General features: G+C 65.9%; 23 protein-coding genes. 13 read left to right on the forward strand and 10 right to left on the reverse strand.

Features of this window, described 5'->3' with window-relative positions; genetic code table 11:
* The first annotated feature begins 50 nt into the window (after positions 1-50).
* From obgE to GM910_RS10810, 10 genes are all read left to right on the forward strand, one after another.
* Positions 51-1,088, forward strand: coding sequence for a GTPase ObgE (gene obgE / locus GM910_RS10765; protein ID WP_159587553.1), 1,038 nt, complete (start codon positions 51-53; stop codon positions 1,086-1,088).
* Positions 1,089-1,125: 37 nt separating this feature from the next.
* Positions 1,126-2,289, forward strand: coding sequence for a glutamate 5-kinase (gene proB / locus GM910_RS10770; RefSeq protein WP_159587554.1), 1,164 nt, complete (start codon positions 1,126-1,128; stop codon positions 2,287-2,289).
* Entirely contained in the window at positions 2,273-3,559 is a 1,287-nt protein-coding gene (locus GM910_RS10775) for a glutamate-5-semialdehyde dehydrogenase (RefSeq protein WP_159587555.1), read from the forward strand. The genes proB and GM910_RS10775 overlap by 17 nt, the downstream gene beginning before the upstream one ends.
* Positions 3,560-3,563: 4 nt before the next feature.
* Positions 3,564-4,205: a nicotinate-nucleotide adenylyltransferase gene (locus GM910_RS10780; RefSeq protein WP_246225992.1), complete on the forward strand. Its 642-nt coding sequence runs from the start codon at positions 3,564-3,566 to the stop codon at positions 4,203-4,205.
* A gap of 157 nt (positions 4,206-4,362) precedes the next feature.
* Positions 4,363-4,737: a ribosome silencing factor gene (gene rsfS / locus GM910_RS10785; protein ID WP_159587556.1), complete on the forward strand. Its 375-nt coding sequence runs from the start codon at positions 4,363-4,365 to the stop codon at positions 4,735-4,737.
* A 211-nt stretch (positions 4,738-4,948) separates the two neighbouring features.
* On the forward strand, positions 4,949-5,428 hold the full coding sequence (gene rlmH, locus GM910_RS10790) for a 23S rRNA (pseudouridine(1915)-N(3))-methyltransferase RlmH (RefSeq protein ID WP_159587627.1): 480 nt from the start codon (positions 4,949-4,951) through the stop codon (positions 5,426-5,428).
* Positions 5,429-5,612: 184 nt separating this feature from the next.
* Entirely contained in the window at positions 5,613-6,854 is a 1,242-nt protein-coding gene (locus tag GM910_RS10795; RefSeq protein WP_159587557.1) for a murein hydrolase activator EnvC family protein, read from the forward strand.
* Positions 6,844-8,172, forward strand: a complete 1,329-nt coding sequence (locus GM910_RS10800; RefSeq protein ID WP_159587558.1) for a S41 family peptidase — start codon at positions 6,844-6,846, stop codon at positions 8,170-8,172. The genes GM910_RS10795 and GM910_RS10800 overlap by 11 nt, the downstream gene beginning before the upstream one ends.
* 77 nt (positions 8,173-8,249) lie before the next feature.
* Positions 8,250-9,419 carry a divergent polysaccharide deacetylase family protein gene (locus GM910_RS10805; RefSeq protein WP_159587559.1) on the forward strand — a complete coding sequence of 390 codons (1,170 nt, stop codon included), beginning with the start codon at positions 8,250-8,252 and terminating at the stop codon, positions 9,417-9,419.
* 7 nt (positions 9,420-9,426) lie between these two features.
* The gene (locus tag GM910_RS10810) at positions 9,427-9,945 is read left to right on the forward strand and encodes an RNA pyrophosphohydrolase (protein ID WP_159587560.1); all 519 of its coding nucleotides are present in this window, start codon (positions 9,427-9,429) and stop codon (positions 9,943-9,945) included.
* 1,170 nt (positions 9,946-11,115) lie between these two features.
* On the opposite strand, the gene leuC is transcribed toward GM910_RS10810, so the two are convergent.
* The 10 genes from leuC to GM910_RS10855 all read right to left on the reverse strand — a co-directional run bounded on the left by leuC (position 11,116) and on the right by GM910_RS10855 (position 18,084).
* Complete coding sequence (gene leuC / locus GM910_RS10815) at positions 11,116-12,525, reverse strand: 3-isopropylmalate dehydratase large subunit (protein ID WP_159587561.1); 1,410 nt, start codon at positions 12,523-12,525, stop codon at positions 11,116-11,118.
* A 231-nt stretch (positions 12,526-12,756) separates the two neighbouring features.
* Positions 12,757-13,251, reverse strand: a complete 495-nt coding sequence (locus tag GM910_RS10820) for an MgtC/SapB family protein (protein WP_159587562.1) — start codon at positions 13,249-13,251, stop codon at positions 12,757-12,759.
* A 38-nt stretch (positions 13,252-13,289) separates the two neighbouring features.
* The gene (locus GM910_RS10825) at positions 13,290-14,105 is read right to left on the reverse strand and encodes an amino acid ABC transporter permease (protein WP_159587563.1); all 816 of its coding nucleotides are present in this window, start codon (positions 14,103-14,105) and stop codon (positions 13,290-13,292) included.
* A 43-nt stretch (positions 14,106-14,148) separates the two neighbouring features.
* Positions 14,149-14,943, reverse strand: coding sequence for a transporter substrate-binding domain-containing protein (locus GM910_RS10830; RefSeq protein WP_159587564.1), 795 nt, complete (start codon positions 14,941-14,943; stop codon positions 14,149-14,151).
* A gap of 180 nt (positions 14,944-15,123) precedes the next feature.
* The gene (rplS, locus tag GM910_RS10835; protein ID WP_159587565.1) at positions 15,124-15,669 is read right to left on the reverse strand and encodes a 50S ribosomal protein L19; all 546 of its coding nucleotides are present in this window, start codon (positions 15,667-15,669) and stop codon (positions 15,124-15,126) included.
* Positions 15,670-15,911: 242 nt separating this feature from the next.
* Positions 15,912-16,013 carry a DUF4260 domain-containing protein gene (locus GM910_RS27220; RefSeq protein ID WP_246225994.1) on the reverse strand — a complete coding sequence of 34 codons (102 nt, stop codon included), beginning with the start codon at positions 16,011-16,013 and terminating at the stop codon, positions 15,912-15,914.
* Positions 16,010-16,717 carry a tRNA (guanosine(37)-N1)-methyltransferase TrmD gene (gene trmD, locus GM910_RS10840; protein WP_159587566.1) on the reverse strand — a complete coding sequence of 236 codons (708 nt, stop codon included), beginning with the start codon at positions 16,715-16,717 and terminating at the stop codon, positions 16,010-16,012. Before trmD ends, GM910_RS27220 begins: the two co-directional genes overlap by 4 nt.
* On the reverse strand, positions 16,714-17,307 hold the full coding sequence (rimM, locus tag GM910_RS10845; protein WP_159587567.1) for a ribosome maturation factor RimM: 594 nt from the start codon (positions 17,305-17,307) through the stop codon (positions 16,714-16,716). The genes trmD and rimM overlap by 4 nt, the downstream gene beginning before the upstream one ends.
* 140 nt (positions 17,308-17,447) lie before the next feature.
* Positions 17,448-17,807, reverse strand: a complete 360-nt coding sequence (locus GM910_RS10850) for a cell division protein ZapA (RefSeq protein WP_159587568.1) — start codon at positions 17,805-17,807, stop codon at positions 17,448-17,450.
* A gap of 4 nt (positions 17,808-17,811) precedes the next feature.
* Complete coding sequence (locus GM910_RS10855) at positions 17,812-18,084, reverse strand: DUF4164 domain-containing protein (RefSeq protein ID WP_159587569.1); 273 nt, start codon at positions 18,082-18,084, stop codon at positions 17,812-17,814.
* A gap of 265 nt (positions 18,085-18,349) precedes the next feature.
* Between GM910_RS10855 and tkt the strand changes: the two genes are divergently transcribed.
* From tkt to GM910_RS10870, 3 genes are all read left to right on the forward strand, one after another.
* A complete protein-coding gene (gene tkt, locus GM910_RS10860; RefSeq protein ID WP_159587570.1) occupies positions 18,350-20,341 on the forward strand; it encodes a transketolase in 1,992 nt (663 codons plus the stop codon).
* A gap of 131 nt (positions 20,342-20,472) precedes the next feature.
* Positions 20,473-21,486, forward strand: coding sequence for a type I glyceraldehyde-3-phosphate dehydrogenase (gap, locus tag GM910_RS10865; RefSeq protein ID WP_159587571.1), 1,014 nt, complete (start codon positions 20,473-20,475; stop codon positions 21,484-21,486).
* A gap of 124 nt (positions 21,487-21,610) precedes the next feature.
* On the forward strand, positions 21,611-23,464 hold the full coding sequence (locus GM910_RS10870) for a potassium/proton antiporter (protein WP_159587572.1): 1,854 nt from the start codon (positions 21,611-21,613) through the stop codon (positions 23,462-23,464).
* Positions 23,465-23,525: the final 61 nt, after the last annotated feature.

Below are 23,525 nucleotides of genomic sequence, written 5' to 3' on the forward strand. Positions count from 1 at the left end.
TTGCCGCGCGATGCGCTAGAGGGAGGCCGAAGAACGGAAGGCACTGCCCCATGAAGTTTCTCGATCAGGCCAAGGTCTATATCCGCTCCGGCGACGGCGGGGCGGGCTCGGTATCGTTCCGGCGCGAGAAATTCATCGAGTTCGGCGGGCCCGACGGCGGCGACGGCGGGCGCGGGGGCGACGTGTGGGTGGAAGCGGTGGACGGCCTCAACACCCTGATCGACTACCGTTACCAGCAGCATTTCAAGGCCAGGCCCGGCACCCACGGGATGGGCCGCAACCGCACCGGCGCCAAGGGCGCCGACGTGGTGCTGAAGGTGCCGGTGGGCACGCAGGTCTACGAAGACGACAATGAGACGCCGATCTGCGACTTGACCGAGGTGGGGCAGCGCTATCGGCTCGCCTCCGGCGGCAATGGCGGCTTCGGCAACCAGCACTTCAAATCCTCGACAAACCAGGCGCCGCGCCGCGCCAACCCCGGCCTGCCGGGGGAAGAGCGCTGGATCTGGCTGAGGTTGAAGCTGATCGCCGATGCCGGATTGGTGGGCCTGCCCAATGCCGGCAAGTCGACGTTCCTGGCCGCGGTCACTGCGGCCAAGCCGAAGATCGCCGATTATCCCTTCACCACGCTGCATCCCAATCTGGGCGTGGTGCGCATCGACGCTCGGGAATTCGTGATGGCCGATATCCCCGGCCTCATCGAGGGCGCGCATATGGGTGTGGGCATCGGCGACCGCTTCCTCGGCCATGTGGAGCGCACGCGGGTGCTGCTGCATCTCGTCTCCGCGCAGGAGGAGGACGTGGCGCAGGCCTACGCCACGGTGCGCGGGGAGCTTGCGGCCTATGGCCATGGGCTGGAGGAGAAGCCCGAGGTGCTGGCGCTGAGCCAGGCCGATTTGCTTGGCGAAGAGGCGCGGGCGGAGAAGCTGGCAGCGCTGAGCCAAGCGGCGGGGCGTAAGGCGCATCTGCTTTCCGCGGCAACGGGTGAAGGCGTGCAGGAGGTGCTGCGTGCGTTGATGCGGGTGGTGGAGGAGGCGCGCGGGGAGGAAGCGGCGGCGGAGACGGTGGACGAGCGGTGGCAGAAATGACGAGGTTTGAAATGCTCGCTCGTGAGGGAGTGTCGCGATGAGCCGTCTCTCGCTCACATCCTACCGCCGCGTGACCGTGAAGATCGGCTCGGCGCTCCTGGTCGACCGGACTGCGGGGTTGAAGCGGGCGTGGCTGGCGGCGCTTGTCGACGATATCGCGCGGCTTGTCTCGGCGGGTGCGGAGGTGATGGTGGTCTCCTCCGGCGCCGTCGCCCTCGGCCGTACGGTGCTGGGGCTCGGCAAGCGGACGCTCAGGCTGGAGGAAAGCCAGGCGGCGGCGGCAGTGGGCCAGATTGCGCTGGCTGGCGCTTGGGCCGGCGAACTCGGCCGCCACGGGCTCACCTCCGGCCAGGTGCTGATGACGCTGGGCGATACGGAGGAGCGGCGGCGCTATCTCAACGTACGTGCAACCATCTCGACGCTCCTGAAGATGAAGGCGGTGCCGGTCATCAACGAAAACGACACTGTGGCGACCAGCGAAATCCGCTATGGCGACAACGACCGGTTGGCCGCGCGCGTCGCCACCATGATGGGCAGCGACCTGCTCATCCTGCTGTCGGACGTGGACGGGCTTTATACGGCGGCGCCCGAGCGCGACGCGGACGCGCGTTTCATTCCCGTGGTCGAGGCGATCACGCCGGAGATCATGGGCATGGCCGGCGATGCGGCATCCGAGTTCTCGCGCGGCGGCATGCGCACCAAGCTCGACGCCGGGCGTATCGCCACTGCCGCCGGCACGGCCATGATCATCGCCTCCGGCAAGGAGATGAATTCGCTGGCGGCCATCGAGCAGGGCGCGCGGGCCACCCTCTTCAGGGCAAGCCGCACGCCGGTGCGCGCCTACAAGACCTGGATCGCCGGGCAGTTGGAGCCGGCAGGTAGGATCGGTGTCGACGAGGGCGCCCTGAAGGCGCTGCGCTCGGGCAAAAGCCTGCTGCCGGCGGGTGTGAGGTCGGTTTCCGGTGCGTTTTCGCGCGGCGATACGGTCGCCATCGTCGGGCCTGACGGGCACGAGGCGGGGCGCGGGCTGGTTGCCTACGATGCCGCCGATGCCGTAAAGATCGCCGGGCTCAAGACGGGCGACATCGCCGCCGTGCTCGGCTACGAGGCGCGCGCGGCCATGGTGCACCGCGACGACCTGGTGTTGTCGCCGCCGGCGGGCGAGCGTGAGGTGGAGGGACAGAATGTTGAAGGCGCGTGAACATGCGGACGAGGACGTCGCCGCGCTGATGGCCGATCTCGGCGCGCGGGCCCGCGCCGCCGCCCGTCCGCTCGCCGCCGCCCCGTCGGAAACGAAGAACGCCGCGCTCCTCGCCATGGCCGAGGCGCTTGCCGCGCGCGAGGGCGATATCCTCGCGGCCAATGCCAGGGACATGGAGAAGGGCAAGGCGGCGGGCCTTTCGGCGGCGCTGATGGACCGGCTGAAGCTCGACAGCCAGCGCATCGCCGCGATGGCCGAGGGCATCCGTGCCATCGCCGGGCTGAACGATCCGGTGGGCAGCGTCATCGCCGAATGGGACCGGCCCAACGGCCTGCATATCGAGCGGGTGCGCACGCCGCTCGGCGTCATCGGCGTCATCTATGAAAGCCGGCCCAACGTGACGGCGGACGCCGGCGCGCTGTGCCTGAAGGCGGGCAACGCGGTGATCCTGCGCGGCGGCTCCGATTCGGCGTATTCGTCGGCCGCCATCCATGCGTGCCTTGTTGAAGGGCTGCGCAAGGCGGGCCTGCCCGAGGACGCGATCCAGCGCGTGCCGGTGACGGACCGCGCCGCCGTCGGCGAAATGCTGAAGGGGCTTGGCGGCAACCTCGACGTCATCGTGCCACGCGGCGGCAGGAGCCTGGTCGAACGGGTGCAGAGCGAGGCGCGGGTGCCGGTCTTCGCGCATCTGGAAGGCATCTGCCATCTCTATATCGACAAGTCGGCGAAGCTCGACATGGCGGTTTCCATCGCCGTCAACGCGAAGATGCGGCGCACCGGCATCTGCGGGGCGGCGGAAACGCTGCTGGTCGACCGTGCGGCGGCGGACACGCATCTGGTTCCGATACTGGAGGCGCTCGCCGAGGCAGGCTGCGAAATCCGCGGCGATAAAGATGTGCGTGCCCGCTTTCCCACCGCCCACCCCGCGAGCGAGGAGGACTGGCATACGGAATATCTCGACGCCATCATTTCGGTGAAGCTCGTGGATGGCGTGGCCGATGCCATACAGCACATCGAGACCTATTCCTCGCACCATACGGAAGGCCTCGTGGCCGAGGACGGCCACGCGGTGGAGCGCTTCTTCAACGAGATCGATTCGGCGATCCTCCTGCACAACGCCTCGACCCAGTTCGCTGATGGCGGCGAGTTCGGCATGGGGGCGGAGATCGGCATCGCCACGGGCAAGATGCACGCGCGGGGCCCGGTGGGCGTCGAGCAGCTCACTTCCTTCAAGTACCGCGTGCGCGGTACCGGCCAGACCCGGCCTTGAAGCGATGAGCTTCCCCCGGGAGGACGTGCCGGCGCGTTACCTGCGCATGCCGCATGTGGAAAGGGGCATGGCGGTGGGGCTGTTCGGCGGCTCCTTCAACCCGCCGCATGCCGGCCATGCCCTGGTGGCGGAAACCGCGCTCAGGCGCTTGCGGCTCGACCAGCTCTGGTGGATCGTCACGCCGGGCAACCCGCTGAAAGACAATAGCCGGCTGGCGCCGTTGTCCGAGCGTGTCGCGCTTTCGGAGGCCTGTGCCGAAGATCCGCGGATCAAGGTGACCGCCTTCGAGGCCGGCTACCGGGTGCGCTACACGGCCGATGCGATCGATCTCGTCAGAAAGCGCAATAGCGGGGTCGATTTCGTCTGGATCATGGGTGCCGACAGCCTGCGCGACTTCCACCGCTGGGAGCGTTGGCGCGATATCGCGCGGACGGTGCCGATCGCCGTCTTCGACCGGCCCGGCGCCACGCTCTCCTTCCTCTCCTCGACCATGGCCAAGGCTTTCGGCCATGCGCGCATCGACGAGAGCGATGCGCCGCTTCTGGCGCGCATCAGGCCGCCCGCCTGGACCTTCATCCACGGGCCGCGTTCGTCGCTTTCCTCGACCGCGCTGCGCGACGCGGCGCGCAAGGAGGAAGGCCGCTGAGCGGGCAAATGCTTGCGGCGCACAACATCTCTTGTCTTGAAACTGACAAGCATGTCTGCCTATCTATTGGTATCGTGCGGCATGCGCCGTGCGATATCGTTGTTCTTGTTGGAAAGGAAAGACACTGAGAACAGCACTTCAGAAGAAGGCAGACATCATGCCTTCGCCGGCCGGGGCGCCTGAAAGCAGCGTGTCTCGAGCCGTAAACGCAGCGCTCAAGAGTCTGGAAGACTCCAAAGCCGAAGACATCGTTTCCATAGACATCCATGGCAAGTCTCCCCTGGCGGACTACATGATCGTAGCCTCCGGGCGCTCGCATCGTCATGTCGCAGCCGTAGCGGAGCATCTCATCCGTGCGCTCAAAAACGCCGGCGTAGGCGCGGCGCGGGTGGAAGGCCTTTCGGGCGCGGACTGGGTGTTGATCGATTCGGGCGACATCATCGTTCATGTGTTTCGCCCGGAGGTCCGGGAGTTCTACAACATCGAGAAGATGTGGCAGACGCCGGACCTGGAGGACGAAACGGTACATTAGCGCCCGTCTGGGGCGCGCATATCGCTTGACGTTGCGCATGGCCGCGGCCGTGCGGAGATGTTCTTCGGCGTCGAGCGGCGCTCGCGTGCTGCGGGCATGATCTTTTCGGGAAACCCGGTTTCCCGGACAGCGCGACGGATGCGCTTTCAGATAGAAAATATCCTTCTCGAGATTGGCCCGGCGATTGGCCCTGAGATGGGAGGAGGGTTCAATTCGTATCGTTGTGCATGCGGTGGGCCGCATGAAGGCGGACGCCGAGAAAGATCTCGCCGAGCGCTATTTCGATCGCCTGGCGAAAGCCGGCCCGGCGGTGGGCCTGGAGTTTGCCGGGGTGAGCGAAAGCCCCGAAAGCCGGGCGCGCACGGCGGCCGAGCGCAAGCGCGAGGAAGGCCAGAGGCTGGCGGAAATCGCTGGCGGCGGCACGTTGGTCCTCCTGGACGAGCGCGGGAGGAACCTGACCTCGCGCGAGATCGGCGAAAAGATGGCCGCCTGGCGCGATGCGGGCGAGCGCCGCCTGACCATCGCCATCGGCGGACCGGACGGACATGACGAAGCGATGCGCCGCCAGGCGGCTTTGAGCCTGTCTTTCGGAGCGCAGACCTGGCCGCATCAGCTCGTTCGTGTCATGCTGGCCGAGCAGCTTTACCGGGCCGCGACGATCCTGGCCGGTCATCCCTATCACCGCGACTGAGCCGGCGGCCACATATGGCGCGGCTTGCTTGGCGTATCGAAAATATCTACCTTTGGTTGTATATCGAGAAGGCCTATGGTTGATGTTTCGTTAACGAAATCTTCTCTACACTGGAGATGAAGAGGTTTCCTGCGGCGGTCATATGAAAGCGAGACGGATCAGCCATGCCGGGTGGAGGGCGGCCATGCTTGCGGCCGCCGTGTCGCTCGCCGCCGTGCTGCCTCGCCATGCCGGGGCGCAGGGCCTGGACGGGCTGGAAATGCGCCAGAGCGAGAGCGTGGAGGAATATCGGCGCCTGTCGCAGGAACTGGCGCTGTCGGAACGGCGCCAGCAAGAACTGGCCGCCGAAATAGCCGCGGTGAAGGACGACAGCGCGGCGCTGACGGCGGCGCTGATCCAGGCGGTCAAGACCGAGCGCAAGCTCAGCGAGGATATCGAGGACATCGAAAGCGGGCTGGTGACGCTCGACCGGCGGGAAGGCGATCTCAGGCGATCGCTGAAAAACCGCCGCGGCACGCTCGCCGAGGTGCTGGGCGCGCTGCAACGCATGGGGCTGAACCCGCCGCCGGCGATCCTCGTGCGGCCGGAGGATGCGCTTTCCTCCGTGCGCAGCGCCATCCTGCTTGGCGCCGTGGTGCCGGAGATGCGGGCGGAAACCGAGATGCTGGTCGTCGATCTCAAGGAACTGGCGCGCGTGATGACGTCGATCCGCACCGAGCAGGAGCGGCTTCACGAAAAAATGACCGCGCAGGCGGAGGAGCAGGAGCGCCTTACCCTGCTCTTGAAAGAGAAGCAGCGTTCGAGGGCGGAAGCCGAAGCGCGCATGCAGGAGGAGCGTGCCGCGGCCGGGGAGCTGGCGGCGCGGGCGCAGAACCTGCAGGAACTGATCGTCTCGCTGGAAAGCGAGATCGGGACCTTGCGCGAGGCCATGAAGGACGGCGAGGAGGCCGGGCCCGGCCAGCTCTCCGAGGCGCTGCCTTTCGCCCAGCGCAAGGGCCTTGTGCCGTTCCCCGTTTCCGGCCGGTTCGCCAGCCGTTTCGGCGAGGAGGACAGCGCGGGAAGCAGCCTCAACGGCGACATTCTAAGAACACAATCGGGCGCAATCGTTACAGCACCGGCAGATGGAACGGTGCTTTACGCGGGGCCGTTCCGATCCTACGGTCAGCTATTGATCCTCAATCCCGGCGATGGGTATCATATCGTGCTGGCGGGGATGGACCGACTGAACGTCTCACTCGGACAATCGGTGCTGGCGGGAGAGCCGGTGGGCATGATGGGCGAGGCGAGATTAGCGAGTATCGCGGCTCCGACGGTGGGCAACACCACGCCGGAGCTATATATTGAGTTCAGGAAAGACGGGAAACCGGTCGACCCGAAGCCCTGGTGGGCGCGGGAGTTATCTGGAAGGACGGGAAATGATACGTAAATTGTCGTTGCTGTTCGCCGGCGCGCTGGTTGGCGCATCCGCCGTGAGCCTTGTCTACGGGACGAACGGCACGGCGGCCAATGCTGCCGGAACGGAGACCTATCGGCAGCTTGCCATCTTCGGCGACATCTTCGAGCGCGTGCGCGCGCAATATGTGACGCCGCCGGACGAGAAGGAGCTGGTGGAGAGCGCCATCAACGGCATGCTCACCTCGCTCGATCCGCACTCGTCCTATCTCAACGCCGATGCGGCGCAGGACATGCGCGTCCAGACCAAGGGCGAGTTCGGCGGCCTCGGCATCGAGGTGACGATGGAGAACGAGCTCGTCAAGGTGGTCTCACCCATCGACGACACACCGGCGGCCCGGGCGGGTGTGCTCGCGGGCGATCTCATCGAGAAGATCGACGGCGAAGAGGTGCGCGGCATGACGCTCGGCGACGCCGTCGACAAGATGCGCGGTCCGGTGAACACGCCGATCGATCTGTCGATCCTGCGCCAAGGGCAGCAGAAGCCGATCAAGATCACCATTGTCCGCGACGTCATCAAGGTGAAGGCGGTCAAGCATCGGGTCGAGGGCGACGTCGGCTATCTGAAGGTCACCTCCTTCACGGAAAAGACGACGGACGACCTTCGCGAGGCGATGGAGGCCATTCAGAAGGAAGTGCCGGAGGACGAGCTGAAGGGCTATGTGCTCGATCTCAGGCTCAATCCGGGCGGCCTGCTCGATCAGGCGGTCAATGTGTCGGATGCCTTCCTCGACCGCGGCGAGATCGTCTCGACGCGCGGCCGCGAGGCCAGCGACATCGCCCGCTTCGGGTCGCAGCCAGGCGATCTGGCCAATGGCAAGCCGATGATCGTGCTGATCAACGGCGGCTCGGCAAGCGCCTCCGAGATTGTCGCCGGTGCGCTGCAGGATCACCGCCGCGCCACCGTGCTCGGCACCCGGTCCTTCGGCAAAGGATCGGTGCAGACGATCATTCCGCTGGGCGAGAACGGCGCGCTGCGCTTGACGACGGCGCTCTATTACACGCCGTCCGGCCAGTCGATCCAGGGCAAGGGTATTACCCCGGACATCCAGGTCGAGCAGCCGCTGCCCGAGGATCTGCAGGGTGTCGACGTGTCGCGCGGCGAATCGGACCTGCGCGGGCACATCCGCGGCGAGGCCGAGGGCGAGGAAGGCTCGGGCTCCATCGCCTACGTGCCGCAGGATCCGGAAGAGGACGAACAGCTCGGCTACGCGCTGGACCTCCTGCGCGGCGACAAGACCGACCCCACCTTCCCGCCCAATCCCGACAAGGCGGTCATGAACCAGCAATAGAAGGACCGGCGGCCCCTCTTTAACAAGGGGCGCCGCCGCTCGACCGCGCGGCGGGACTTGGGGGAACGCGGGCGCGCATGGAACCGGTTCGCAACGACATCGACCAGCCGCTCGGCCAGGAGAAGGCTGGGCGCGGGGCGTCGAGGTGGCAGCGGCCGGGGACAAGCTCGATTTTCCTTATCCTGTGCGCGGTGGCGATCTTCGCCGGTTCCAGCGCTATCGCATTGCGCGAACGGCCGTTCCGCAATCCGCCACCCATGGCGATCTCCGAGCCGAGAACCGCCGTGGACGAGCACGCGGACGTGCGGGACAAGGCGGACGGCACGGCCGTGAAGAACGCCGGCGCGCCAGGTGCCTCGATCATCCGTGTCGATCCGGATGCGCCTTCTTCGGGCGACAACGTCATCGTCATTCGCGATCCTTCGGCGCTTGGGCAGAACCCGCGTTTCGCCCATCTGCCCGACCGCGCCCTGATCGAGGAGACGGAAACCGGGCCGCTGCCGGTGCGCGACGCTGCCGGGCGGCGGCCGTTCGATGTCTACGCGCGGCCCTGGTCCGGCGCGCGAGGCGCGCGGATCGCCATTGTCATCGGCGGGCTCGGCATCTCGCAGACGGGCACGCAGGAGGCCATCGCCAAGCTGCCGCCGGAGATCACTCTGGCCTTCGCGCCGCTGGGCAACAGCCTCGCGCGGTGGATGCAGACGGCCCGGCAGGAGGGCCACGAGGTCATGCTGCAGGTGCCGCTCGAGCCTTTCGGCTACCCGGACAACAATCCCGGCCGGCACACGCTGCTCGCCGACGCGGCGCCGGCCGAGACCCTTGAAAGCCTGCGCTGGACGCTGTCGCGCATCACCAACTATACGGGCGTCGTGAACTATACCGGCGCGCGCTTCACCGCCGACGCGGGGGCGATGGACCTTTTGATGGGCGAACTCGCCGAGCGGGGGCTGGCCTATCTCGACGACGGCACGTCGGCGCGCAGCGTGGCCGAGGAGGTGGCACGGGCCAAGGGGGTTCCCTTCGCCGCCGGCGACACCGTCATCGATCAGGAAAAGGAGCGCGGCGCCATCCTGGACAAGCTGGACGAGCTGGAGCGCATCGCGCGGGCGCGCGGTTTCGCCGTGGGCAGCGGCTCGGCAATGGAGGCGACGGTGGACGCGGTCGCCGTCTGGGCGAACGAGGTGCGCAAGCGCGGCATCGAGCTGGTGCCCGTGTCGGCCGTGGCCGCGGATCCGGAGAGGAATTGAGGGCGGAATGAAGAAAAAAGACATCAAGGCGGAAGACCTGCCGTACCGGCCCTGCGTGGGCATCATGGTGCTCAACGCGGCAGGCGCGGTGTGGGCGGGACGACGCCTGGTCGAGCCGCGGGACGAGCTCGACGGCGCCACCATGCTGTGGCAGATGCCGCAAGGCGGCATCGATGCGGACGAAGACCCGCTGAAGGCCGCGCGCCGGGAACTCTACGAGGAAACCGGCATCCGCAGCGTCTCGCTGCTTGCCGAGGCCCCCAGTTGGATCACCTACGACCTGCCGGAGCACCTCGTCGGCGTGGCGCTCAAGGGGCGCTTTCGCGGCCAGAAGCAGAAATGGTTCGCCTTCCGCTTCGAAGGCGAGGAAAGCGAGATCGCCATCAACCCGCCGCCGGGCGGGCATGCGGCGGAGTTCGATGCCTGGGCCTGGAAGCCGATGGAGGAGCTGCCGCGGCTCATCGTGCCGTTCAAGCGGCAGGTCTACGAGGACGTGGTGGCGGCCTTCCGGCACCTGGTGGCGTAAGGCGCCTTTCTTAAACACGCGTTTGGAAGAGCTATGCAGCCGGTGCGGCAAAGGGCGCCGGCATTTCAAAGAAACCCACCACCCGCGTGCCATCCCGACCGCGCGATGACATGCGCGCACTGCGTGCATCCCCACCCCACCCCATCCGCGCCCACCCCACCCAACGCCCACCCCACCCGCGGGCGTCATCCCGGAAAGCCGAAGGCTTGTCCGGGACCCATTCCGTGACTCTTCCACATTCCGGCCCGCTTCGCCGGAGCTTCAGCGAGGCGAGAATGGGTCCCGGACAGTCTCCGCTTCGCTCCGACATCCGGGATGACGAGCGCGGGTGGGGTGGGGATGATGCACGTTGGAAGGCGGCGGGCGCCCTTCACCTCAGCCGGCGATGCCTCGCCTGCGCGGGGATAAAATGTGGCGACAATTTTTTTCTTCCCCGACAACCCATTGGTTTCCCTCGCTTCGGAATAATTTCCCCAACTTTTTTCGCAGGAAAATACTCCCCCCTGCCCAGCCTGCCCTTAAAATCCACCCCATCGCTCTCGCGGGAACCGGGTCCGGACCGGGGATCAGGGAGAGCGGCGGAGACCTCTCCCTTCGGGCTCGGTACCCGGAGGCCTGAGGGCCCGCGACAGGCCGGCGGTGCCGGGAGCGCTGGGTGACAGCGTTGCCGGCATTGCGGAGAAGCCGCCAGGGCTTTTGTTCGGCCCGGCTGAGACCACCCCCAATTGGGTGCGGCCGGGAAGGAGAAAGGCCCGAGTGACCGGCCGACTGTCGGGACAGACTCCGGCGGGGCGCGTTGGACGCGCCTAAAAAAAAATTGAGTGGCTCGGACAACGCGCCCCGCTTCCCAGTTCTTTGACATAGCCCGGCTTCGGATGAAGCGCGGCAACGGATAGGCACGTCCTTCGCCAGGGAAGGCGCGGCGCTAGCAACTCCCCTCCCCCCTTCGACAGGCTCAGGATGGGGAGGGATTGAGGGTGGGGGTCCGGCGAAGCCGAACAAAGAGAACCTATATGCGACAGCCCTCCCCTCGAGGGCCCTCAGGGGGAGGGAAAGGCGGGGCTCAGCCTAGAACAGTTCATCGTTTCATGGAATCGATGAACTGTTCTAACTCGTTGTTTTATCGCAATTCTGGACGGAAAACCGGTTTCCACTTTTCCTGGAATTGCCCTAGCGCCACTCGCGAATGTCCACGAAGTGACCGGCGATCGCCGCCGCTGCCGCCATCGCGGGCGAGACGAGGTGGGTGCGGCCCTTGAAGCCCTGGCGGCCCTCGAAGTTGCGGTTCGAGGTCGAAGCACAGCGCTCGCCCGGCTTCAGGCGGTCGTCGTTCATGGCGAGGCACATGGAGCAGCCGGGCTCGCGCCAGTCGAAGCCGGCCTCGATGAAGATCTTGTCGAGACCCTCCGCTTCGGCCTGGGCTTTCACCAAGCCGGAACCCGGCACGATCATGGCGTTGACATGCTCGTGCACCTTGCGGCCTTCGGCGACCTTCGCCACTTCGCGCAGATCCTCGATGCGGCCGTTGGTGCAGGAGCCGATGAAAACGCGGTCGAGCGCGATGTCGGTGATCCTGGTGCCGGGCGTGAGGCCCATATAGTCGAGCGCGCGCTTCTTCGACAAGCGCTTGTTCTCGTCCGGGATGAGGTCCGGGTCGGGCACGGCGCCGGTGACCGACATCACATCCTCGGGCGAGGAGCCCCAGGTAACGATGGGCGGCAGGTTGGCCGCGTCGAGCTTGACGACGCGGTCGAAATGGGCGCCTTCGTCGGAATGCAGCGTCTCCCAATAGGCGCGTGCCATATCCCAGGCCTTGCCCCTGGGCGCTCGGGGGCGGTCCTTGATATAGGCGTAGGTCGTCTCGTCCGGGGCGATCATGCCGGCGCGCGCGCCGCCCTCGATGGACATGTTGCAGACCGTCATGCGGCCTTCCATAGAGAGGGCGCGGATCGCCTCGCCGGCATATTCCATCACGTGGCCGGTGCCGCCGGCGGTGCCGATCTCGCCGATGATGGCGAGGATGATGTCCTTGGCCGTCACGCCCTCCGGCAGCTTGCCGTCCACTTGGATGAGCATGTTCTTGGCTTTGCGCTGGATGAGTGTCTGTGTGGCCAGCACGTGCTCGACCTCGGAGGTGCCGATGCCGTGCGCCAGGGCGCCGAAGGCGCCGTGGGTTGAGGTGTGGCTGTCGCCGCAGACAATGGTCATGCCGGGCAGCGTGAAACCCTGCTCGGGCCCGACGATATGGACGATGCCCTGCCGCTGGTCGGCCTCGTTGTAATATTCGATGCCGAAATCGGCGGCGTTCTTGGCCAGCGCCTCGACCTGGATGCGGCTTTCCGGGTTCTTGATGCCGAATTTGCGGTCCGGCGAGGTCGGCACGTTATGGTCGACCACGGCGAGCGTCTTTTCCGGGTGGCGCACTGTACGCGAGGCCAGGCGCAGGCCTTCGAAGGCCTGCGGGCTGGTAACCTCGTGCACCAGGTGGCGGTCGATATAGATGAGGCAGGTGCCGTCGTCCTGCCGGTCGACCAGATGGTCGTCGAATACCTTGTCGTAGAGCGTGCTGGGTTTGGTCATAGTCTGCTGTTCCTCGAAAGCGGAGAGGGAAAATGCCCGAGGGCGGTGTCTCGTCCGCTCAGGGAAGTCGGCACAAAAGCGCGCCGGAAATGCGCGCGAAAAAGCGGCCCGGCAGACGCTTTACGTCCTGCAGAACGAAGCTCTTGCAGGATGGATGTGCGAAAATCTCTTCCATGGGCCGCGTCATACCAGCGTTTTGCGCTTTCGGCAATTGGAGGCGCGGATGGATACTCACTCGTCGTCAGTCCGGTTTTTCAGATCGAACCGTATCTCCAGTTGGCGCATGGCGGCGAGCACCAGAGCGCCGAACAGGCAGGCGAGCGTTGCGACCAGCCACAGGCCGAGCCCCACGGCCAGGCCAATGGCGGCGGCGAGCCACATGCCGGCGCCCGTGGTCAGCCCGCGCACATGGCCGCGCTTGAAGATGATGAACCCGGCGGCGAGGAAAGCCACACCCGAGGTGATCGCCTCGACGAGGCGGACGGGGTCGGCCCGCACGCTCTCGTCCTGGAAAACCGGCATGGAGACGATCTCCATCGCAACGATGGCAAACGTGGCCGAGGCGAGGCAGACGAGCATATGGGTCCTCAGGCCGGCCGGGCGGGCGAGCAGCTCCCGCTCGAAGCCCAGAATACCGCCGAGGACAAGGGACAGCGCGAGGCGGACGGCGATCACCTGCCAGGGCAGAGTTGTCTGCGGCACAAATTCCTGAAGGAGCGCGTCCATGGGGCGGTGAACGCCCTGCCGGCGGAAGGGGTTCCGGTTCAGGCAGCCTCGGTGCGGCGCAGGCGCCGCTCCAGCGCGCGCAGCGCCAGCGACAGGCTGATGGTCAGGAGCAGGTAGATATAGGCGACGATGGAATAGGTCTCGAAGAAGCGAAAGGAGCCGGAGGCGTAGATCTTGCCCATCTGCGTGATGTCGGCCACGCCAAGCACCGAGACCAGCGAAGAGTCCTTCACCATGGCCACGAAGTCGTTGCCGAGCGGCGGCAGGATGGTGCGCAGCGCCTGGGGCATGACGATGAGGCGGAAGCGCTGGAAGCGCGTGAGGCCGAGCGCCTGGGCAGCCTCGATCTGCCCTTCGTCCACAGACTGGATGCCGGCACGGAAGATCTCGGCGATGAAGGCGGAATAGCCGATGGTGAGCGCGATGACGGCGCGCCACAGAAGGGAGACGTCGCGCACCTGGAGCGCACCGGTCAGCCCGGCCTCCTGCAGCGGGCCGGTAAGCGCGTTCCAGCCCGCTACGAATGCCGGCACGCCGGCGAAGGCGATCCAGAACAGGAGCACAAGCACCGGCACGCCGCGGATGATCTCGACATAGAAACGCGCCGTCTGGCGCAGCAGCGCCCTCTTCGACAAGGCCATCAGCGCCATCACGAGCCCCAGCGCGGAGGCGAGCGCAAAGCCGGTGACGGTGACGAAGACGGTGATGAGGACGCCGCGCGATACGGTGGAGATGATTTGCGTATAGAGATCGCTCGTCGCCACATACACGGCGACGCCGACGGCAATCGCCGTGGCGGCGACAAGCCACCAGGGGAACTCCTTATCGGCTGCGGCGGGTCGGGGAGAGGCCATCAGCGGCGGCGGTCGGCGCCCCCTTCACCCTTCATGCGTGGTTTCATTCGCCCAGCTTGTAATCGAGGAACCACTTCTTATTGAGCGCGTCGAGCGTGCCGTCGGCCTCGAGCGCGGCGATCGCGGCGTTGATGGGACCGACGAGATCGGAGCCCTTGGGAAAGATGAAGCCGAAATCCTCCGATCCGAGCGGCTCGCCGATGACCTTCAGAGCACCGTTTGAAGCTTCGACATAGCCATTGGCGGCCACACCGTCGGTGAGCACGAGATCGACATCGCCGGCCCTGAGCGCCTGGACCGTCGCCCCGAACGTTTCGAAGAGCTTTATCCGCGGGTTCTGCTCGTTCCCGTCGAGCACGTCGTAGACGGAGACGTAGAAGGGCGTGGTGCCGGGCTGCGCGGCGATCAGCAGGCCCTCCTCCGCCGCAAAGCTCTCCGCATCGGTGAAACGTTCTTCGTCGGTGCGCACCAGCATGCGCATTTCCGAATGCATGTAGGGGGCGGAGAAGTCGACGCTCTCCTTGCGGTCGTCGCGGATGGTGATGCCGGTCATGCCGATGTCGTACTGCCCGTCGGAGACCGCCTGGATCATCGCCTCCCAGCTGATGTTCTGATAGGCGACCTCGAAATTAAGCCGCTTGGCGATCTCCTCCATGGCGTCGTACTCCCAGCCGATCTGCTGCCCGGTCTTTGGATCGATGAATTGCAGCGGCGGATAGGCGTTTTCCGTCACCACGGTGACGCTGCGGCCGCCCAGATCCGGCAGGCCCTGCGCATGGGTGACAGCCGTGGCGGCAAAGACGGCGAACGTCCCGGCAAGAAACGTACGAAACGACATGATGGATTCCCCCTGTGGCTGACCGCATCCGCGGCCGGGTTCGGGACCGCACCTTAGAGCATCGGATGAAGAAGGTGGATACCGTTTGCGCGGTTCACAGGAACCCGCACGCGCAGGCAGCAACAAAAAAGAGCGCCGGACGGCGCTCTTTTCAGAAACAGGTATCGGCTTGAACGAGGCCTACTCGCTCTGCGCCTCAGCCGGAGCGGCCTCCTGGTTGGCGGCTTCCGCCGCCTTGGCCTCGGCTGCTTCCTCCGCCGCCTTCTCGGCAGCCAGCGCCTGCGCCGCGGCGATCTTCTCGGCCTCGATGCGGGCCTTCTCGTCGGCCGAGGCCTGGCGCTCGGCGTCGTTCAGCTTGCGGGCGCGGGCGCCGGTGTTCTCGCTGATGCGGGCCGACTTGCCGCGGCGGTCGCGCAGGTAATAGAGCTTGGCGCGGCGCACCTTGCCACGGCGCACCACCTCGACCGCCTCGACCAGCGGCGAATAGACGGGGAAGACGCGTTCCACGCCCTCGCCGTAGGAGATCTTGCGCACGGTGAAGTTCTCGTTGAGGCCGGCGCCGGCGCGGGCGATGCACACGCCCTCATAGGCCTGCACACGGGTGCGGGTGCCCTCGGTGACGCGCACCTGCACGCGCACGGTGTCACCAGGCGAGAAATCGGGAAGGGTGCGCTGGGCGGCGATCTTCTGGGCCTGCTCGGCCTCGAGCTGACGGATAAGGTCCATCGTCCTGTCCTCTTGTTCTTGGCGACCGCCAGAGCGCTCGTCCCACCGGCAGTCCTGCTTGACCGCCTGAAAGGTGCGCCTCCCAGGGAAGCGCAGGAGCGAATTCACGTTCTTTAGCTTTAAGTTCCGGCCATGGACCCCCATGGCAGCTCCGGTGCGGCGCACATACACCACATCACATAGGGAATCAACAGGCGGTGGAATTAACAGACGGCGGCCCATAATGGGGCAAGCGCGGGACGTCAGCCGCCGATGCGGCCCAGACGCGTATCCTTGAAGTCGCTCGGGTGCTTCAGGCCGTAGCCAAGGCTAAATGCCGCCTCGATCTTCAGCAAGGTGCTCACTTGGCTTTTCCCGCCTTCTGGTGCGCGGCCCACAGGTCCGGTCGCCGCTCCGCCGTCAGTTTCTCCGCCTCGGCGAGCCTCCATTCGGCGATCTTGCGATGGTTGCCAGACAGGAGCACTTCCGGGATTTCGCGGCCCTCGAAGCTTTGCGGCCTCGTGTAGTGCGGGTGTTCGAGGAGGCCGCTTTCAAAGCTCTCCTCGGTGCCGGAGGTTTCATTGCCCATGACACCCGGCAGGAGGCGCACCACCGCGTCCAGCAGCACGAGGGCGGCTGGCTCGCCGCCGGAGAGGACGTAGTCGCCGATGGAGACCTCCTCCAGGGCGCGCGCCTCGATGAGGCGCTGGTCGACGCCCTCGAAGCGGCCGCAGAGGATGACGGCGCCGGGGCCGGCGGCGAGTTGGCGCACGCGGGCCTGGGTGAGCGGGATGCCGCGCGGGCTCATGAGGAGCTTCGGGCGCGGGTCGCCTTCGGGGGCGGCATGGTCGATGGCGTGCGCCAGCACGTCGGCGCGCATGACCATGCCTGCCCCGCCGCCGGCGGGCGTATCGTCGACGCTGCGGTGCTTGTCAGTGGCGAAGTCGCGGATCTGCACGGTCTCCAGCGACCAGGTGCCGGCGGCCCGGGCGCGGCCGGCGAGCGAAACGGCGAGCGGCCCCGGGAACATTTCGGGATAGAGGGTCAGCACGGTGGCGCGGAAGCTCACCGGTTGCCCCCGGCCGATTTGGGTCCGCGTGGGCGCGCCTTCGGGTCCGGATGTGCATCTTCATCGATCGGCTTCTGGTGGTCGAGGCCGGCGGCGGAGCTGTCGAGATGCACGATACCCTCGGCAACATCTACCTTCGGCACTGCTTCGCGGGTGAAAGGGACCATGAGCGTCGGCCCGGCGTCGGGGCGAATTTCGAGGATGTCACTGGCCCCGAAATTGTGGATGGCGACCACCTTGCCGATTTCCTCCTGCGTTTCGTCGAAGACGGGCAGCCCCACCAGATCGGCGTGATAAAATTCCTCTTCCTCAAGTTCCTCCGGCAGAACGGAGCGGTCCACGAACAGGGCCTCGCCCGTCAAGGCTTCCGCTGCGTCGCGGTCCGTTACGTCTCCGAAACGAACGATCACGACATCCTTGGCGGGCCGGACGGAGGCGACAGTCAGCGCGCGGCCGTCCGCGGTGAAGAGGGGACCGTAGCGGCCAAGCGCCATAGGATCGTCGGTGAACGGCTTTACGCGCAGCTCACCGCGGATGCCGTGGGCCGCGCCTACGACGCCGAGCTGGACTGGATTCCTGGGCTTTGTCATATGCCGACGCTCTTCTTATCCACTCTGCGGATCCGGGTGGCAAATCGCCCCGCCCGTCATCCTGGCCAACGAAGCAGCGCTCCCGCGATGGCACCGAGCAGGGGAAAGGGCCAATCACCGCACGCCACGCCGCCGATAGGTTAGGACTTGGCCAGCTTTGATGCCACCGCCTCGATGCGTTCGGCAAGCTCGGCCAATGTGCCGGTCAGCGTAGCGTCGTTCTTGCCGGCCTTCGAGAGCGCGTCGTCGCGCGTCTTGCGCAGGGTGGCGATCTCGCTCTCCATGCCGTGGACACGCTTCTGCAACTCGGCAAACTCGTCCATCACCATGATGCCGGCCATCACGGTGAGGCGCTGGTCGCCGATTTCGCCGAAGGACTCCTTCAGATGCGCGACATAGCGGTCAAACCGCTGGGCGAGGTCGATCAGGTGTTCCTCCTGACCCTCGTCGCAGGCCATGCGGTAGGCCTTGCCGTCGATGGTGACCGTTACCTGTGCCATGAGCCTATCGATCCAAGACGGCGCGGATGGTCTCCATGGCCGTCACCAGCCTGCGCGAGACCTCTCGGTTCACCTCGGCCAGGCGTTCCGCGCGCGCTTCGGACTTGTCGATCTCCTGGGCGAGGCGGGTGCGGTCGGCGCCCATGCGCTGCACTTCGGCTTCGGCTTCGGCGTAGTCCTGTTCCTTCTCGATCCGGTTATCGGCAGCAGCTTCCAGCCCCTCTATGGCTTTGCCAAGGCGGCCGATTACTTCTCTGAGTGTGGTATCACCGTTCATTGCAACCCATTCCCAGCCCGCCCGCCTGCGAATTGTGCGCAATCATAAGATTTTACCCCTGAAAGATTACGCGGCGGATGAACCCGGCGTCAACACACTTGGCGGCTATCCCCCGATTTGCTTTTGCTTTCGGGGCGGCGCCCGAACTTTCCGGCCCCGCGGCCGTTTATTGACTTGGGCAGCGCACCTGCTATGTGTCGCCTGCTTTCTCGGGCGCGACACCGCCCAATGCCTGAAAATGCCGGCAGCCGATCAGCGAGCAAAGATGATTTCACGCGAAAAACACGACCGGATGGCGAACGCGATCCGCTTTCTGTCCATGGACGCCGTCGAAAAGGCGAAGTCCGGCCATCCCGGCCTGCCGATGGGGGCGGCCGACATCGCCACGGTGCTGTTCACGCGCTTCATGACGCACGACCCGAAGAACCCGCACTGGGCGGACCGCGACCGTTTCGTGCTGTCGGCGGGTCACGGGTCGATGCTGCTCTACTCGCTGCTTTACCTGCTCGGCTACGAAGACATCACCATCGACGAAATCAAGAATTTCCGCCAGCTCGGCTCCCGCACGGCCGGCCATCCCGAATATGGCGAGGCAGCGGGCATCGAGACGACCACCGGGCCGCTCGGCCAAGGCTTTGCCAATGCGGTGGGCATGGCGCTTGCCGAACGGCTGCTCAACGCCCGTTTCGGCGACGACCTCGTGGACCACTACACCTATACGCTCGTGGGCGACGGGTGCCTGATGGAAGGCATCAGCCAAGAGGCGCTGGCCCTTGCCGGACATCTGAAGCTTTCCAAGCTGATCGTGCTGTTCGACGACAACCAGATCTCCATCGATGGGCCGGTCTCGTTGGCCGATTCCACCGACCAGTGCGCGCGTTTCGAGGCGTCGGGCTGGAACACGATGCGGGTGGACGGGCACGACCCGGACGCCATCACAGCTGCCATCGAAGAGGCGCGAGGGTCCGACCGGCCAACGATGATCGCCTTCCGGACCACCATCGGCTGGGGCGCGCCGACCAAGGCGGGCACCAACAAGGCGCACGGCTCGCCGCTGGGTGCCGATGAGATCGCCAAGACGCGTGAGGCGCTCGGCTGGGACGCCGAACCCTTCGTCGTGCCATCGGATATCCTAGACGATTGGCGGCTCGCAGGCCTGCGCTCGGCCAAGGAGCGCAAGGCATGGGAGGCGCGGCTGGCGGCAGCGGATGCGGAGACGCGTGGCGAGTTCGAGCGGCGCATGCGCGGCGACCTGCCGGAGGCGCTGCCGTCGGCGATCGCCGAGTACAAGAAGAAGCTGGCGCAGGAAAACCCCAAGGTTGCCACGCGCAACGCCTCGGAGATGGCGCTCGATGTCATCAATGACTGCGTGGTGGAGACCATCGGCGGCTCGGCGGATCTGACCGGCTCCAACAACACCAAGACAAGCCAGACGGTGGACGTGACGCCGGGCGACTATTCCGGCCGCTACATCCGTTACGGCATCCGCGAGCATGCCATGGCGGCGGCGATGAACGGCATTGCGCTGCATGGCGGCCTCATTCCTTATGGCGGCACGTTCCTCACCTTCTCCGACTATGCGCGGCCGGCAATGCGGCTCGCCTCGCTGATGGGCATCCGCACCATCTTCGTCATGACGCACGATTCCATCGGGCTGGGCGAGGATGGGCCGACGCACCAGCCGGTGGAGCATCTGGCGGCGCTCAGGGCGATCCCGAACCACCGCGTCTTCCGGCCGGCTGACCCGGTAGAGACCGCCGAGTGCTGGCAACTTGCCCTGGAATCGAAGAAGGCGCCCTCCACCCTGGCACTGACGCGGCAGAAGCTGGAGCCGGTGCGCCGCGAGTACCAGGAAGAGAACCTGTGCGCGCGCGGTGCCTATGAGCTCTTGCCCGCCGGCGACGAGGCGAAGGTGACGCTTTTCGCCAGCGGTTCGGAAATCGAGATCGCGGTCGCCGCGAAGGCGCTTCTGGAAGAGCGGGGGCACCCGACGCGCGTCGTCTCGGTGCCTTGCTTCGAACTGTTCGAGGCGCAGGACGAAGATTATCGCGAGGCGATCATCGGCAAGGCGCCCGTACGCGTCGCCGTCGAGGCCGGCATCCGCCAGGGCTGGGATCGCTTCATCGGCTCCGACGGCGCCTTCATCGGCATGACCGGTTTCGGCGCCAGTGCACCGGCACCGGATCTCTACAAGCATTTCGGGATTACGGCAGAGGCTGTAGTGGCGGCGGCGGAAGCGCGCCTGGCCGCTGCGTAAGAATTGTGAGGCGCGACGCTGGACCACACTTTGGTGTCGGCAAAGCCTGTTATTCTATTCTGGACGCCGTTATGGAGCGGCGTCTTCCCGCCGTGCCTTTAGGCACGCATCACGTTCGCCGGAGGTAGTTCATGACCGTTAAAGTAGCCGTCAACGGATTTGGCCGCATCGGCCGCAACATCGTGCGTGCCATCTATGAGTCCGGCCGCAAGGATATCGATATCGTCGCCGTCAACGATCTCGGTCCGGTGGAGACCAATGCGCATCTTCTGCGCTATGACAGCGTGCACGGCCGTTTCCCCGGCGATGTGAAGGTTGAGGGCGATACGATCGTCGTCGGCTCCGACTCTTTCAAGGTGCTGGCCGAGCGGGATCCCACAAAGCTGCCGTGGAAGGATCTCGATATCGACATCGTGCTCGAATGCACGGGCATCTTCACCTCCAAGGAAAAGGCTTCCGCGCATCTGACGGCCGGTGCCAAGCGCGTGCTCGTCTCAGCGCCCTCGGACGGTGCGGACCTGACGGTGGTCTACGGTGTCAACCACGACAAGATCACCGCCGAGCATCGCGTTATCTCCAACGCCTCCTGCACCACCAACTGCCTGGCCCCGGTCGCCAAGGTGCTGAACGATGCCTTCGGCATCGAGAGGGGCTTCATGACCACGATCCATGCCTATACGGGCGATCAGCCGACGCTGGATACCATGCACAAGGATCTCTACCGCGCCCGCGCGGCGGCGATGTCCATGATCCCCACTTCCACGGGTGCCGCCCGCGCCGTGGGCCTGGTGTTGCCGGAGCTCAACGGCAAGCTCGACGGCGTATCGATCCGCGTGCCGACGCCCAACGTCTCCGTCATCGACTTCAAGTTCGTGCCGAAGAAGAAGGTGACGGTCGAAGAGGTGAACCAGGCGCTGGTCGCGGCGACCAAGGATGGGCCGCTCAAGGGCATTCTCGCCTATACGGGCGAGAAGCTGGTCTCCGTGGACCTCAACCACAACGCCGCTTCCTCGACCTTTGCACTCGATCAGACCAAGGTGATCGAGGGCGAATTGGTCAGGGTGATGTCTTGGTACGACAACGAGTGGGGCTTCTCCAACCGCATGGCCGACACGGCGGTGGCCTTCGGCAAGACGATCGGCTGATTAAGCCTTCTTTCTTGTTTTTCTGCCATAACGCCCGGCCAATCGGCCGGGCGTTTTTCTTTGGCTCTTGCCTATACTGCCCATTCACCGCAATTTAGCCGAGAATCGCATTTCAGAGAGGGTAATGGATCAAGGCATCTACCTGATAACGCTCATCGGCACCGCACTTGTGCTGTTTGCTGCGTTCTCCAGCCTGATCGCCTTTCGCTTCGGCGCGCCATTGCTGCTCATCTTCCTCGGCATCGGCCTTGCCGCGGGTACGGACGGTTTGGGGCTCGATTTCGACAACGCCTCGGTGGCCTTTTTCATCGGCTCGCTGGCGCTGGCGGTGATCCTGTTCGATTCCGGTTTCGGCACGTCCTTCGCCAGTTTTCGCTCCGCGGCACTCCCGGCCATCGTCCTTGCCACGGTCGGCGTTCTCTTGACGGCGGGGCTGGTGGGCGTTGCTGCCCACTTTGTGGTGGGCTTCGATTGGCTGGAATCCTTTCTGCTCGGCGCCGCCGTCGCTTCCACGGACGCGGCCGCCGTCTTCTTCCTGCTGCGCGTCGGCAATATCTTCGTGCGCGACCGTGTGCGCTCGACCCTGGAGGTGGAGTCGGGATCGAACGACCCGATGGCGATCTTCCTCACCCTTTCCCTCGTCAGCCTGATTGCCGCCGGCGCCCCGCTGGAGCCGGGCCAGCTTGCCGGCGACGTGGCGCTCGGTTTCCTGCAGCAGATGGGTATAGGGCTCGCCGCCGGGCTTGCCGGCGGTTACCTGATCGTGCGGCTGGTCATGCGGCTCAGGCTCGAGCAAGGGCTCGTGCCCATCTTCGTGCTCGCGCTGTCGCTCCTGGTCTTCGCTCTTACCGGCGCGCTCGGCGGCTCCGGATTTCTCGCCGTCTACGTGGCGGGGCTTGTGGCCGGCAATGCGCAGATGCGCTCGACGGGGATGCTGAAGCGATTCCAGGACGGGGTGACGTGGCTGGCGCAGATCATCATGTTCCTGGTGCTGGGGCTTTTCGCCACACCCTCGCAGTTCACCGAGATCGCGCTGCCGGCGCTGTTCATCGGGCTCTTCCTCATCTTCATCGCCCGGCCGGTGGCCGTGGCGCTGTGCCTGGCACCGTTCCGCTTCTCGCGCGCCGAGACGGCCTTCATCTCGTGGGTGGGCTTGCGCGGGGCGGTCTCGATCCTGCTCGCCATTACGCCGCTCATCGATCGGCTGGAAGGAGGCCGCAGCCTGTTCAACATCGTCTTCATCATCGTGCTTGTCTCGCTGGTGGTGCAAGGCTGGAGCGTCGGGCCGCTCGCCCGCCGGCTCGGACTGGTCGTGCCGACGCGCACCGGGCCGGTGGACAAGGTGGAGCTGGAACTGCCGGGCTCGGCACATCACGAACTGTTGGCCTATCGCGTCGTCGCCGGCAGCCCGGTCGAACGCGGTGAGCGCATCCCCCGCTGGGCGCGTCCCTCTCTCGTGGTGCGCGACGGCCGCTCGATGGGCTTTCACTATGCCGGCAGGCTGCAGGCCGGCGACCGCATCTATATCTTCGTGCCCGACCGCTATCCCAGACTGCTCGACCGGCTTTTCGCCAGTCCGGCGAGAGTTGATCCGGAGGATGCGGAGTTCTTCGGCGCCTTCGCGGTGGACCCGGAGCGCCCCGCCGCCGACATCGAGGCCGCCTATGCCCTCGGCCTCGATGCGGAGGAGCAGGCACTTTCCATCGCCGAATTCGTGCGCAAACGGTTGGGCGGGCGGGCGGAGTATGGCGATCGCGTGCCACTCGGCAGCATCGAGCTGATTGTGCGCGAGGTGAACGAGGAAGGCCGTATCGTCGGCATCGGCCTGTCCGTCGATCCGCCCGCGCAGCCCGCCCAGGTGCCGGTCTTCATGAGCGTCGGCGAGGCGGCGGACCGGCTTCGGATGTTCTTCCGGCGCTGGTGGAAAAACCGGCGCCGGCGCACGCCGACGGAGACAGCCGACCTGCCGGACGAGTGATGGCGGTCTTGCCTCGCGCGCCGTGGCCTGTATGTTCGCCGGCACAATCACCACATTTTCG

Origin of the sequence: Chelativorans xinjiangensis (genome assembly GCF_009812055.1) — a bacterium.
Taxonomy (GTDB): Bacteria; Pseudomonadota; Alphaproteobacteria; order Rhizobiales; family Rhizobiaceae; genus Chelativorans; species Chelativorans xinjiangense.

What these genes read in the sequence shown, in the direction of transcription:
- leuC (WP_159587561.1), bottom strand. Translation starts at nt 12,525, where the DNA reads ATGACCAAACCCAGCACGCTCTACGACAAGGTATTCGACGACCATCTG.
- obgE (WP_159587553.1), top strand. Translation starts at nt 51, where the DNA reads ATGAAGTTTCTCGATCAGGCCAAGGTCTATATCCGCTCCGGCGACGGC.
- GM910_RS10800 (WP_159587558.1), top strand. Translation starts at nt 6,844, where the DNA reads ATGATACGTAAATTGTCGTTGCTGTTCGCCGGCGCGCTGGTTGGCGCA.
- GM910_RS10810 (WP_159587560.1), top strand. Translation starts at nt 9,427, where the DNA reads ATGAAGAAAAAAGACATCAAGGCGGAAGACCTGCCGTACCGGCCCTGC.
- GM910_RS10870 (WP_159587572.1), top strand. Translation starts at nt 21,611, where the DNA reads ATGGATCAAGGCATCTACCTGATAACGCTCATCGGCACCGCACTTGTG.
- GM910_RS10795 (WP_159587557.1), top strand. Translation starts at nt 5,613, where the DNA reads ATGCTTGCGGCCGCCGTGTCGCTCGCCGCCGTGCTGCCTCGCCATGCC.
- GM910_RS10775 (WP_159587555.1), top strand. Translation starts at nt 2,273, where the DNA reads ATGTTGAAGGCGCGTGAACATGCGGACGAGGACGTCGCCGCGCTGATG.
- GM910_RS10805 (WP_159587559.1), top strand. Translation starts at nt 8,250, where the DNA reads ATGGAACCGGTTCGCAACGACATCGACCAGCCGCTCGGCCAGGAGAAG.
- rimM (WP_159587567.1), bottom strand. Translation starts at nt 17,307, where the DNA reads ATGACAAAGCCCAGGAATCCAGTCCAGCTCGGCGTCGTAGGCGCGGCC.
- tkt (WP_159587570.1), top strand. Translation starts at nt 18,350, where the DNA reads ATGATTTCACGCGAAAAACACGACCGGATGGCGAACGCGATCCGCTTT.
- GM910_RS10855 (WP_159587569.1), bottom strand. Translation starts at nt 18,084, where the DNA reads ATGAACGGTGATACCACACTCAGAGAAGTAATCGGCCGCCTTGGCAAA.
- gap (WP_159587571.1), top strand. Translation starts at nt 20,473, where the DNA reads ATGACCGTTAAAGTAGCCGTCAACGGATTTGGCCGCATCGGCCGCAAC.
- GM910_RS10820 (WP_159587562.1), bottom strand. Translation starts at nt 13,251, where the DNA reads ATGGACGCGCTCCTTCAGGAATTTGTGCCGCAGACAACTCTGCCCTGG.
- GM910_RS10825 (WP_159587563.1), bottom strand. Translation starts at nt 14,105, where the DNA reads ATGGCCTCTCCCCGACCCGCCGCAGCCGATAAGGAGTTCCCCTGGTGG.
- GM910_RS10780 (WP_246225992.1), top strand. Translation starts at nt 3,564, where the DNA reads ATGAGCTTCCCCCGGGAGGACGTGCCGGCGCGTTACCTGCGCATGCCG.
- GM910_RS10830 (WP_159587564.1), bottom strand. Translation starts at nt 14,943, where the DNA reads ATGTCGTTTCGTACGTTTCTTGCCGGGACGTTCGCCGTCTTTGCCGCC.
- proB (WP_159587554.1), top strand. Translation starts at nt 1,126, where the DNA reads ATGAGCCGTCTCTCGCTCACATCCTACCGCCGCGTGACCGTGAAGATC.
- rplS (WP_159587565.1), bottom strand. Translation starts at nt 15,669, where the DNA reads ATGGACCTTATCCGTCAGCTCGAGGCCGAGCAGGCCCAGAAGATCGCC.
- rsfS (WP_159587556.1), top strand. Translation starts at nt 4,363, where the DNA reads ATGCCTTCGCCGGCCGGGGCGCCTGAAAGCAGCGTGTCTCGAGCCGTA.
- GM910_RS10850 (WP_159587568.1), bottom strand. Translation starts at nt 17,807, where the DNA reads ATGGCACAGGTAACGGTCACCATCGACGGCAAGGCCTACCGCATGGCC.